This window comes from Amycolatopsis arida, assembly GCF_900115565.1.
Classification (GTDB): Bacteria; Actinomycetota; Actinomycetes; order Mycobacteriales; family Pseudonocardiaceae; genus Yuhushiella; species Yuhushiella arida.
This window is the reverse complement of sequence record NZ_FOWW01000006.1, coordinates 1-12,578: the sequence shown is the minus strand read 5'-3', so window position 1 is coordinate 12,578 and position 12,578 is coordinate 1. Positions and strand designations below refer to the sequence as shown.

General features: G+C 74.3%; 6 protein-coding genes. All 6 read left to right on the top strand.

From position 1 onward, the window contains the following. Nucleotides 1–10: 10 nt before the first annotated feature. The 6 genes from BM051_RS17655 to BM051_RS17635 all read left to right on the top strand — a co-directional run bounded on the left by BM051_RS17655 (nucleotide 11) and on the right by BM051_RS17635 (nucleotide 12,386). Nucleotides 11–253, top strand: a complete 243-nt coding sequence (locus tag BM051_RS17655; protein ID WP_092531346.1) for a DUF2630 family protein — start codon at nucleotides 11–13, stop codon at nucleotides 251–253. Nucleotides 254–353: 100 nt separating this feature from the next. Continuing rightward, on the top strand, nucleotides 354–3,008 hold the full coding sequence (locus BM051_RS17650; protein ID WP_092531344.1) for an NPCBM/NEW2 domain-containing protein: 2,655 nt from the start codon (nucleotides 354–356) through the stop codon (nucleotides 3,006–3,008). 241 nt (nucleotides 3,009–3,249) lie between these two features. Next, on the top strand, nucleotides 3,250–5,013 hold the full coding sequence (locus tag BM051_RS17645) for a family 20 glycosylhydrolase (protein WP_092532053.1): 1,764 nt from the start codon (nucleotides 3,250–3,252) through the stop codon (nucleotides 5,011–5,013). 199 nt (nucleotides 5,014–5,212) lie between these two features. After that, nucleotides 5,213–6,298 (top strand): LCP family protein, encoded by a 1,086-nt coding sequence (locus BM051_RS17640; RefSeq protein WP_092531342.1) that lies wholly within the window; start codon nucleotides 5,213–5,215, stop codon nucleotides 6,296–6,298. A gap of 121 nt (nucleotides 6,299–6,419) precedes the next feature. Beyond that, nucleotides 6,420–6,557: a hypothetical protein gene (locus tag BM051_RS28540; RefSeq protein ID WP_177216961.1), complete on the top strand. Its 138-nt coding sequence runs from the start codon at nucleotides 6,420–6,422 to the stop codon at nucleotides 6,555–6,557. A 294-nt stretch (nucleotides 6,558–6,851) separates the two neighbouring features. Beyond that, on the top strand, nucleotides 6,852–12,386 hold the full coding sequence (locus BM051_RS17635; RefSeq protein WP_092532050.1) for an ATP-binding protein: 5,535 nt from the start codon (nucleotides 6,852–6,854) through the stop codon (nucleotides 12,384–12,386). Nucleotides 12,387–12,578: the final 192 nt, after the last annotated feature.

Below are 12,578 nucleotides of genomic sequence, written 5' to 3'. Positions count from 1 at the left end.
GGGAGGACCGATGGCCGACGAGGACTTCATGGCGACGATCGACCGGCTGGTCGCCGAGGAGCGGGAGCTGCGCGCCAGGGCCACCGGCGAGGGGCTCGACGCCGAGGGGCGGGAGCGGCTGCGCGATCTGGAGCGGCGGCTCGACCAGTGCTGGGACCTGCTCCGGCAGCGGCGGGCCCGCGCCGAGTTCGGCGAGGATCCCGACCAGGCGAAGGCACGCCCCACCGACGAGGTCGGATCCTACCTCCAGTGACCCGGTGAGCTCTGGCCACGACTTCCCCACAGGTGGGAAACTTCCCGGGTCTGGGCCATCGGGGTGACCCGGTGGCGAGCCACGGCAGGGAGGCCAGGGCATGCGGTCGTGGAGCGTGGCATTCCTCGGGGTGGTCCTCGTGGTCGGGCTGGCGCCGCCTCCGGTGTGGGCCGGCACCGGAGGATGGGCAGTCCGCTCGGTGTCCGGGACGCTGGCCGCCGAGGTGCACCGGGACGCCCGCGCCGGCACGCTGCGGCTGGCCGTGCGGACCCGGCACGGTGAGGTGCTGTCGGCCGACCTGGGGGTGCGCACCGAGCGGGCCGACCTCACCCGCGACCTGCGCCCGGAAGGGGCGCGCCTGGCCTGGGTGCACGAGCGGTACGAGACGGCGGTGGGCAAGCGCCGGCGGCACCGGGACACCGCGCGGGAGCTGAGCATCGCCTTCCGTCACCCGAGCGGGCAGCGCCTCGAGGTTGAGGTGCGCGTGTTCGACGACGGCGTCGGCTACCGCTACCGGCTACCCGGTGCCGGCCCGGTGCGGGTGCTGGCGGAGGCCAGCTCGTTCCGGTTCCCGGCGGCGACGACGATGTGGGCGGCCGAGCACCGGGCCAACTACGAGAACCTCTACGACCGACTCGACGTGCGGGCCGTCGAGGACGTGCCGTACCAGTTCCCCGCGCTGTTCCGGGTGCCGGGAGGAGCATGGGCGCTGGTCAGTGAGTCCGATGTGGATGGGCGATATGCCGCCGCGCACCTGCGACCCACCGGTGCGGCCGGGCACTTCCGGGTGGCGTTCCCGGACGGCGGGGTGCGCTCGGCGCTGCCGCTGGCCACGCCGTGGCGGGTGGCCGTGGTCGGCGGGCTGGCCGACATCGTGCGCACCGACCTGGTCACCGACCTCGCCCAGGACGCGCGCTTCCCGATCCCGGACTGGGTGCGGCCCGGCAGGGTGGCGTGGTCGTGGTGGTCGGAGGGGAGCAGCCCGCGCGACGAGCGGCGGCAGCGGGACTACGTCGACCACGCCGCCGAGGAGGGCTGGGAGTACGTGCTGGTCGACGAGGGCTGGAGTCCGGAGTGGATGCCCGGTTTCGTCGACTACGCCGCGCGCCGGGGCGTGGGGGTGCTGCTGTGGGCGCGGTGGACCGACCTCGACACCCCGGCCGAGCGGGACACCCTGCTCGCCCGGTGGAAGTCCTGGGGCGTGGCCGGCGTGAAGATCGACTTCATGGACTCCGACAGCCAGGACCGGATGCGCTGGTACGACGACGTCCTGGCGGCCACCGCCGAGCACCGGCTCGCGGTGAACTTCCACGGCTCCACCGTCCCGCGCGGCGTCGAGCGCACCTGGCCGCACGTGCTGACCATGGAGGGGGTCCGCGGCGCCGAGGACTACCACTTCGGCTACCTCACCCCGCGGCACAACGTGATGTTGCCGTTCACCCGCAACGTCGTGGGCCCCATGGACTACACCCCGGTCACCTTCTCGGCACAGCGGGAGACCAGCGCCGGGCACGAGCTCGCGCTCGCCGTGGTCTACGAGTCGGGCTGGCAGCACCCGGCCGACGGCGTCGAGAGCTACGACAGCAGGGGCGTCGTCGAGGCGGTGCTACGCCGGCTGCCCACCGCCTGGGACGAGACCCGCCTCGTCGACGGCATGCCCGGCGAGTCGGCCACCGTCGCCCGCCGTGCCGGCCGGGACTGGTTCGTCGGCGCGATCCGCGCCGGACAACCCGCCGACCTGCGGATCCCGCTCGACTTCCTCGAACCGGGCCGGCGCTACGTCGCCGACATCGTCCGCGACACTCCCGGTACTGGCCTCGACGACCTCGAGGTGGAGCGCAGGACGGTCGAGGCCGGCACCCGGCTCACCGTGCCGGCCGCCGAGCACGGCGGCGCCGTGGTGCTGCTGTGCCCGGCCGAGCGGGGCGGCTGCCTCGACGACACGCTGCTGTCCCGGCTGACCGTGCGACCCGAGCGCGGGTTCCTCGACCCCGGGAGCACCGCCACCGTCGAGGTCGCCGTCGAGAACGACACCGTGGATGTCACCACGGTGGACGGTGCCGCCGGCCGGCCGCTGGAGCGGGTGGCCGTGGACCTGACCGTGCCACCCGGGTGGGAGGTGCGGCCGGTCGCGCCCGTGCCGGCCACCGTCCCGCCGGGTGGCACGGTCACCGGGCGGTGGATCGTCGCCGTGCCGGCCGACGCCGAGCTGGGCAGCGCGCACGAGCTGCGCGCCGAGCTCGGCTACCGCGCCGGCCCGAGCGAGGTCCGGCGCACCGCGGTCGAGCCCGTGCACGTCACGCCGGCGGAGCCGCCCCCGGCGAGTGGCTACCTCAGCGACGGCACGCCGCTGCGGTCGTTCAACTGGGTCGGCCCGGTGGAGCGGGACCGGAGCAACGGCGGACCCGAGCCGGGTGACGGTGGCCCGATCACCCTCGGCGGCCGGGTGTACGCGAAGGGCCTCGGCGGGCACGCGCACTCCGAGCAGGTCTACCACCTCGGCGGCCGGTGCGACCGGTTCCGCGCGGTCGTCGGCCTCGACGACGTCGCCGGGCCACGGGGGAGCGTGGTGTTCCAGGTGTGGACCGACGGCCGGCTGCGCCACGACAGCGGTCCGCGCGTGCCGGGCGCGCCGCCGGTGCCGGTGGACGTGCCGCTGCGGGGAGCCGAGACGCTGCGGCTGGTGCTCGCCGACGGCGGCGACTTCGTGCCCGACGACCTCGGCGACTGGGCCGATGCCCGGGTGAGCTGCTGACCGACGACCGTCGCGGGCCGGCCGGCGCACCAGGTGGTCGCGGCCGGCGGAACCGGCACCACCGGAAGGCCGGAGTCCGATCTCGGTTCGACGCATTGGTCTAGACCTTCTCGCTTCCGGGTGGCAGCATCGCGCCGTGGCGTGATCCGGGCCACCCGAGCGCGAGGAGGCGGCGGTGACGGGACGGGCAGGACGAACGGCGCGGCGTGGATGGGCCTGTCCGAGGCGGGCGCTCGTCGCGCTGACCGCCACGGCCGGCCTGCTGGCCGGCGGCACCGCGGCGGCGGGGACGTCTCCGACATGGGCGGCACCCGCCCCGGTCGCCTCCACCTCGACGGCGCAGGCGCTGGCCGACCTCGTGCCGGCCCCGGTGTCGGTCCAGCCCACGGCCGGGGTCACCCACGTGCTGACCGCCGACACCACGATCCACGTCCAGCCCGGCTCACCGGCCGCGCGCGGCGTCGCCGACCGGCTGGCCGAGATGCTGCGTCCGCCGACCGGGTTCGCCCTGCCGATCGCCGACGCCCCGGCGACACCGCCGCGGGCAGGGATCACCCTGCTGCTGTCCGGCGCCGACTCCCGGGTGGGCGACCAGGGCTACCAGCTCGACGTCACGGCCGACACCGTCGTGCTGCGCGCCCGCCAGCCGGCCGGCCTGTTCGCCGGCGTGCAGACCCTGCGCCAGCTCCTGCCGCCGAAGGTCGAGAGCGCGACCGCGCAGCCGGGCCCGTGGGAGCTGCCCGGTGCGCGCATCGTGGACCACCCGCGGTTCGCCCATCGCGGTGCCATGCTCGACGTGGCCCGGCACTTCCACCCGGTGGCCACGGTCAAGCGGTACGTCGACCAGCTCGCCCGCTACAAGGTCAACTACCTGCACCTGCACCTCACCGACGACCAGGGCTGGCGGCTGATGATCGACAGCTGGCCGCGGCTGGCCACCTACGGCGGCAGCACGCAGGTCGGCGGCGGGCCCGGCGGCTACTACACGAAGGACCAGTACCGGGAGATCGTGGCCTACGCCGCGGCGCGGCACATCACCGTCATCCCCGAGGTCGACATGCCCGGCCACACCAACGCCGCGCTGGCCTCCTACGCCGAGCTGAACTGCTCGGGCGAGGCGCCGCCGCTGCGCACCGACATCGCGGTGGGCTACAGCTCGCTGTGCGTCGGCAAGGAGATCACCTACCGGTTCGTCGACGACGTGCTGCGCGAGCTGGCCGAGCTCACCCCGGGGCCGTACCTCCACATCGGCGGGGACGAGGCACAGGTCACCTCGCCCGCCGACTACCAGACGTTCATGGACCGGGTGCTGCCGATCGTGGAGAAGCACGGCAAGCGGCCGATGGGGTGGCACGAGTTCGTCAGGACCACCACGGACACCGCGGCCGTGCCGCAGTACTGGGGCACCACGACCTCGAACTCGGAGGTGGCGGACGCGGCGCGGCGCGGCCACCAGGTGCTGATGTCCCCGGCGAACAAGGCCTACCTGGACATGAAGTACAACCCGAGCACCCCGATCGGGCTGAGCTGGGCCGGCTACATCGAGGTCAGGGACTCCTACGAGTGGAACCCGGGCAGCCACGTCAGCGGCGTTCCGGAGTCGGCCGTGCGCGGTGTGGAGGCTCCACTGTGGACCGAGACGGTGGAGACTCCGGCGCACCTCGACTACCTGGCGTTCCCTCGGCTGGTGGTGATCGCGGAGCTGGGCTGGTCGCCGTGGTCCACGCACGACTGGACGTCGTTCCGGGAGCGGCTCGGCGCGCAGGCGCCGCGCTGGCAGCGGCTCGGGCTGGAGTTCTACCGCTCGCCGCAGGTGCCGTGGCGGACCGGGACCGGCGAGCCCGGCCGGTGCACCGCACCGGCCTGGGACGGGGCGGCCGTGTACGTCGGCGGTGACCGGGTCGCGCACGGCGGGCACCACTGGACGGCGAAGTGGTGGACCCGCGGCGAGGAGCCCGGGACCACCGGTGAGTGGGGCGTCTGGCGCGACGAGGGGTTCTGCTGAGCGCGGCGGCCGGGATCGGGCCGCTGCCGGCACTGGGTAATCCGGCACTGGGTAGTCCGGCACTGGGTAGTCCGGCACTGGGTAGTCCGACACTGTGTAATACCGGGCCGGCGGTGGCGGATGAACCAGCTGGTGGCGTGTCGCGCCGCCCGGCGGGAGCGGGACGGCCCCGCCGACCACGAGGACGAGGTGGCCGACGATGGCGGACGCTCCACAGTCGGACGGCGGGTCTCCGGCCGCGCAGCCTCCCGCCGCACGGTTTCCCGCCGCCGAGTCGGCGGTGGTCGCGTGCCGGCGGTGGGGCACGCTGGCCGCGCGGACCGGGGTGGCCGTGCTCGCCGTGGCCGTACTGGCCGGCGTGGGCTACCTGTGGCACCTGCGGGAGACCGCCGCCGGCGGCCTGCACACCCTGCCCGACGACGCGTTCGCCGGGTTGCCGGACCGGCCCGCGCCGGCGTCGCCGGCCGCGGACGGCTCGACGCCGGTCACCCTGCTGCTGCTCGGTTCCGACCGCAGGGTCGGCGAGGACGCCGGCAGGGAGGACGTCACCGGTGAGCGCGCCGACGCGATCATGCTCGTGCACCTCAGTGCGGCCCGCGACCGGGTGGACGTGCTCTCGCTGCCCCGCGACTCCTGGGTGGACATCCCCGGTCGGGGCACCGCCAAGATCAACGCCTCGCTGGCCTTCGGCGGCGTCCCGCTGGCGGTGCGGACCGTCGAGTCGGTCACCGGCGTCCGGGTCGACCACGCCATGGCCATCGACTTCACCGGCGTGCGGAACCTGACCACGGCGCTCGGCGGGGTGACCGTCGACAACGACCGGGCCAGCACGGATCCGCTGACCGGCGAGCACTTCGCCGCCGGGCCGATCCCGCTCGCCGGCGAGCGGGCGCTGGTGTTCCTGCGCCAGCGCTACGGCCTCCCGGAGGGCGACCTCGACCGGATCGTCCGGCAGCAGATGCTGCTCGGCGCGATCGGGTCGACGCTGGCCGACGCCCGGCTGACGACCGACCCGGCCCGGCTGCGCGAGGTGGTGCGGATCGTCGCCGGCAACCTCACGGTCGACGCCGGCCTGTCCGTCGACCGGCTGAGCACGCTGCTGGTGGAGGTGCTGGGCGTGCCGGAGGAGAACATCCGCTTCCACACCGCGCCGGTCGCCGGGTTCGGCCGCTCCGCCGACGGCCAGTCCTCCGTGCTGCTGGACATCGCCGGACTCGCCGAGGCCGCGGCCGCGATCCGGGCCGACCGGCCGCTGCCGCTCACCGCCGCTCCCGTTCGGTTCTGATCCCGCTCCGGCCCCGCTCCGACCGCTTCGACCTCGCGCGCCGGGGAACCCACCCGGTCGAGTCGCTGCTCGGCTCCATGGCCGAGCTGCCGGCGCGCGGCTCGCCGCCGTCGAGCTCCAGGTGGCGCTCGACGCGCTGCTCGACCGGTTCCCCGGGCTGCGTCTCGCCGTGCCCGAGAGCCGGTTGACCTGGCGCACCGGCACCCTGGTCCGCGGCCTGGCGGCGCTGCCGGTCACCGGGGACCGGCATGGCTCGTGAGACGCACCCCACCCGCGGTCGGGGTATCGTCCCGGCCACACCGCCGGCGCCGTCGCCCGAGGTGACGGGCCTGGTTTGGCGACATCCCACAAACGCGGCCACGACACGTGGTGACCGGCGACAGTTCCCCGACCCACCGGTAACCGACAGTGTTGCGGTGTGGGCGACGACCGTGACCTGGGGAGTTCCGTGTCGCCCCGCATCTCCCGGCCGGCGACGAGCGTGCTGATTCCGAGCACCTGGGAGCCGTGCCGGTTTGTCGTGCGTTCGTCGGACTTGTGAGGCGTGAAGTCGTTGTTCAGTCGTGTCGCCATCGTGAATCGGGGAGAAGCCGCGATGCGGTTGATCCACGCCGTCCGGGAGCTCAACGCCGAGCGGACGGAGCGGATCGAGCCCGTCGAGACGATTGCCCTGTACACCGACGCCGACCGCGCCGCCACCTTCGTGCGCGAGGCGGACCTCGCCTACTGCCTCGGCCCGGCGTCGGCGCGGCCCTATCTCGACCTGGCCGTGCTGGAACGTGCCCTGCGCGAGACCGGGGCCGACGCCGCATGGGTCGGGTGGGGATTCGTCGCCGAGGACCCGGCGTTCGCCGAGTTGTGCGAGCGGCTGGGCGTGACGTTCGTCGGGCCGAGCCCCGACGCGATGCGCAAGCTCGGTGACAAGATCGGCGCGAAGCTGATCGCCGAGGAGGTCGGCGTCCCGGTGGCGCCGTGGAGCCGGGGTGCCGTCGAGGACGTCGACGCGGCGCTGCGCGCGGCCAAGGAGATCGGCTACCCGCTGATGCTCAAGGCCACCGCGGGCGGCGGCGGCCGGGGCATCCGGGTGGTCGCGGGCGACGACGACCTGCGCGAGGCGTTCGAGCGCACCAGCATGGAGGCCGCGCGGGCCTTCGGCAGCGGCGTGGTGTTCCTGGAGCGGCTGGTCACCGGCGCCCGGCACGTCGAGGTGCAGGTGATCGCCGACGGCCAGGGCACCGCCTGGGCGCTCGGCGTACGGGACTGCTCGGTGCAGCGGCGCAACCAGAAGATCATCGAGGAGTCCGCCTCGCCGGTGCTGTCCGCCGAGCAGGCCGCCGAGCTCAAGGCCGCCGCCGAGCGGTTGGCGCTGGCCGTCGGCTACCGCGGCGCGGGCACCGTCGAGTTCCTCTACCACCCTGGCGAGCGGCTGTTCGCCTTCCTCGAGGTCAACACCCGGCTGCAGGTCGAGCACCCGATCACCGAGGCCACCACCGGTGCCGACCTGGTCAAGGCGCAGCTGCACGTGGCGGCCGGCGGTCGGCTGGAGGGCGCGCCTCCCGCGGAGATCGGGCACGCGGTGGAGGCCCGGCTCAACGCCGAGGACCCCGACCGCGACTTCGCCCCCGCGCCGGGGCGGATCAGCCGGCTCGTCCTGCCGGCCGGACCCGGCATCCGGGTCGACACCGGGGTGAGCGAGGGCGACACCATCCCGGCCGACTTCGACTCGATGATCGCCAAGATCATCGCCTACGGCCGCACCCGCGACGAGGCGCTGGCCCGGCTGCGCCGCGCGGTCGCCGAGACCACGGTGCTGATCGACGGCGGCACCACCAACAAGAGTTTCCTGCTGGACCTGCTGGACCAGCGGGAGGTCGTCGCCGGAACGGCCGACACCGGCTGGATCGACCGGGTGCGGAGCGAGGGGCGACGACTGGTGTCGTCGCGGCACTCGGGGATCGCGCTGGCCGCCGCCGCCATCGAGGCCTACGAGGAGGAGGAGCGCGGCGAGCGGCAGCGCCTGTTCTCCACCGCCTACGGTGGCCGGCCGCAGGTGCAGCACGAGAGCGGCCGACCCATCGACCTCAAGCTGCGCGGCGCGACCTACCGGGTGACCGTCGCCCGCACCGGGCCGCGTCGGTTCCGGGTGGGCATCGTCGACCACGGCCAGGTGCGCCCGATGGACGTGGAGGTCGAGCGGTTCGACGCCAGCTCCGGCCAGCTGCTCGCGCACGGCCGGCGCTTCCGGCTGGTCACCGGCACCTCCGGCCCGATCCACGTGGTCGAGGTCGACGGCGTCACCCACCGGATCTCCCGGGACGAGGGCGGCGTGGTCCGCTCCCCGGCGCCGGCGCTCGTGGTGGCCACGCCGGTGGAGGTCGGCGCCGAGGTCGAGTCCGGCGCGCCCGTACTGGTGCTGGAGAGCATGAAGATGGAGACCGTGCTCCGCGCGCCGTTCCGGGCGGTGCTGCGGGAGCGGCCGGTGTCGGTGGGCAGCCAGGTGGAGACCGGCGCCCCACTGCTGCGCCTCGAGCCGCTCGAGGACGACGCCGCCGAGTCGGGCCCCGCCGCCGAGGCGGCGGACCTGGAGCTGCCGCCCGAGCCCGACGGCATGTCGGCCGAGGACCGGGCCGGCCGCGCGCTGGCCGACCTGCGCGGCCGGCTGCTGGGCTTCGACGTCGACCCGCACGACGAGAGCAGGGCGCTCACCGCCTACCTCGCCGCCCGCGCCGAACTGACCGCCGCCGGCCGCCGACCGGTGGAGGGCGAGGTGGAGCTGCTGCGGGTGTTCGCCGACCTGTCCGAGCTGAGCCGCAACCGGCCGGCAGGGGAGGAGACCCAGGCTGACATCCGGGTGCACAGCCCGCGCGAGTACTTCCACACCTACCTGCAGAGCCTCGACGTGGAGCGGGCCGGGCTGTCCGAGACGTTCCAGCAGCGGCTGGGGCGGGCGCTGGGCCACTACGGCGTCACCGACCTCGACCGCAGCCCCGAGCTCGAGGAGGCCGTGTTCCGGATCTTCCTCGCCCAGCAGCGCGCCGCCACCGACGTCGCGGTGATCACCGCGCTGCTGCAGCAGTGGCTCACCGAGCCGCCGCCGGGCAACGGCCACGCCGAGACCGCGGGCCACGCGCTGGAGCACCTCGTCACCGCGACCCAGCTGCGCTTCCCCACGGTCGGCGACCTCGCCCGCAGCGTGGTGTTCCGCTGGTTCGCCCAGCCGCTGCTGCGGCGCAACCGCGCGGAGATCTACGCGAACGTGCGCCGGCACCTGCGTTACCTGGACGAGCACCCGGACGCGCCGGACCGCGCCGAGCGGATCGCCGAGATGGTGGCCAGCCCGGAGCCGCTGGTGCGGGTGCTCGGCCAGCGGATCGGCCGGCCCGGCGCCGACCTCGGCCCGCTGCTGGAGGTGATGAGCCGCCGCTACTACCGCGACCGGGTGCTGGAGGACGTCCGGGTCCGCCGGGTCGCCGGCCGGGCCTGCGTCACTGCCGAGTACGACCTCGAGGGGAGGCGGCTGCGGCTGGTCTCCATCGCCGCGGACTTCGCCGGGCTGGCCGACGCGCTGCGGGCCGTGGGCGAGGCGGCCGGCGAGATGAATGGCGAGGCCGCTGAGGTCTCGGCGCCGGCGGACCTCGTCGCCGACGTCTACCTGACCTGGGCCGACCAGCCCGAGGATGAGGACGCGATGGCCGCGCGGCTGCGCGCGGTGCTCGCCGAGGTGCCGCTGCCCGGCCAGGTGCGGCGGGTGACCGCCACCGTCGCCGGCCGCAGCGGGGCCGCGATGCACCACCACTTCACCTTCCGGCCCTCGTCCACCGGACTGGCCGAGGAACGGCTGATCCGCGGCCTGCACCCGCTCATCGCGCAGCGGCTGCAGCTGCGCCGGCTGGCCGACTTCGACCTCACCCGGCTGCCGTCGGCCGACGAGGACGTGTACCTGTTCCGCTGCGTGGCACCGCGGAATCCGGCGGACGAGCGCTTGGTGGCGATGGCGCAGGTGCGGGACCTGACACCGCTGCGCGACTCGGAGGGGCGGCTGCTCGCGCTGCCGGCGGTGGAGGGCACGCTCGATGCCTGCCTCGACGCGATCCGCACGGTGCAGGCCCGCCGGCCGGCGAAGAAGCGGTTCGACACCAACCGGATCGTCATCTACGTGTGGCCGCCGAGCGAGCTGTCGATGGCCGAGCTCAACGCCGTCGCCCAGCGCGTGGTGCCGACCACCGCGGGGGCCGGCCTCGAGGAGGTGCAGTTCCTCGGCCGGCAGCGCGACCACGCCACCGGCGAGTTGCGCGACGTGGCGGTGCGCATCTCCTACGACGTCGGCGCCGGCGTCCGGCTGTCGGTGACGACGCCGTCGACCGAGCTGATCCAGCCGCTCGACGACTACGGGCAGAAGGTGTTGCGCGCGCGGCGCCGGGACACCGTCTACCCCTACCATCTGGTCGGGATGCTCACCGGGCCGGAGGGGTCGTTCGTCGAGCACGACCTGGACGGCACCGGCGCGCTGGTGCCGGTGGACCGGCCGAAGGGGCGGAACACCGCCGGCATCGTCGCCGGGGTGATCCGCACGCCTACCGCGCGGTACCCGGAGGGCGTCACCAGGGTGGTGCTGTTCGGCGACCCCACCAAGGCGCTGGGCGCGCTGGCCGAGCCCGAGTGCGCGCGGGTGATCGCCGCGCTGGACCTCGCCGAGCGAATGCGGGTGCCGGTGGAGTGGTTCGCGCTGTCCGCCGGTGCGCGGATCTCGATGGACTCCGGCACGGAGAACATGGACTGGGTGGCCGCGGCGCTGAAGCGGATCGTGCGGTTCACCCAGGACGGCGGCGAGATCAACATCGTGGTGGCCGGCATCAACGTCGGCGCCCAGCCGTACTGGAACGCCGAGGCCACGATGCTCATGCACACTAGGGGCATCCTGGTGATGACGCCGGACTCGGCGATGGTGCTGACCGGCAAGCAGTCGCTGGACTTCTCCGGCGGGGTCTCGGCCGAGGACAACTTCGGCATCGGCGGATACGACCGGGTGATGGGACCGAACGGGCAGGCGCAGTACTGGGCGCCCGACCTCGTCGGTGCCCGTGACGTGCTGATGGCGCACTACGACCACACCTACGTGGTGCCGGGGGAGCCGGGCCCGCGCAGGGCGGAGACCACCGACCCGCGGGACCGGGACGTCTCGGACCACCCGCACGCCGTGGTCGGCAGCGACTTCGGCACGGTCGGCGAGATCTTCTCGAAGGAGGCGAACCCGGACCGCAAGAAGGCGTTCGACATCCGGACGCTGATGCGGGCGGTCGCCGACGCCGACCACCCGGTGCTGGAGCGCTGGGCCGGGATGGCCGACGCCGAGACGGCCGTGGTGCAGGACGTGCACCTCGGCGGGTATCCGGTGTGCCTGGTGGGGATCGAGTCGCGGTCGGTGCCCCGTCGCGGGTTCCCGCCCACCGACGGACCGGACACCTACACCGCGGGGACGCTGTTCCCCCGGTCGTCGAAGAAGGTGGCGCGGGCGATCAACGCGGCCAGCGGGAACCGGCCGCTGGTGGTGCTGGCCAACCTGTCCGGGTTCGACGGGTCGCCGGAGTCGATGCGCAAGCTGCAGCTGGAGTACGGCGCCGAGATCGGCAGGGCGATCGTGAACTTCCGCGGTCCGATCGTGTTCTGCGTGGTGTCCCGGTACCACGGCGGGGCGTTCGTGGTGTTCTCCAAGGCGCTGAACCCGAACATGACGGTGCTGGCCGTGGAGGGGTCGTTCGCGTCGGTGATCGGCGGCGCGCCGGCGGCGGCGGTGGTGTTCGCCGGTGAGGTGAACACCCGCACCGCCGAGGACCCGCGGGTGCGCGAGCTGCAGGACCGGGTCGCCGCGGCGACCGGCGCGGAGCGGGTGGAGCTGACCACCCGGCTGGCCGACGTGCGGGCCGCGGTGCGGGCGGAGAAGGTGGGTGAGGTGGCCGCCGCGTTCGACGCGGTGCACAGCATCCAGCGCGCCGTCGAGGTCGGTTCGGTCGACGCGATCATCCGCCCCGCCGAGCTGCGCCCCCGCCTCATCACCGCCGTCGAGGAGGGCCTCGCCCGCCAGCGGTAACCCGGCGCCCGACCCGGCATACTCACCGGTCAGGCACCGTGTTGCCCAGCCGCCCGCAGGCTGCGCCGCCGTGTTCGCTGGCCGCGTCGCCGTGTTCGCCGGTGGTGTCGTCGTGTTGGCTGCCGGTGGCGGTGTGTTGGCCGGTGGCGTCGCCGTGTTGGCCGGTGGTGTCGTCGTGTTGGCTGCCGGTGG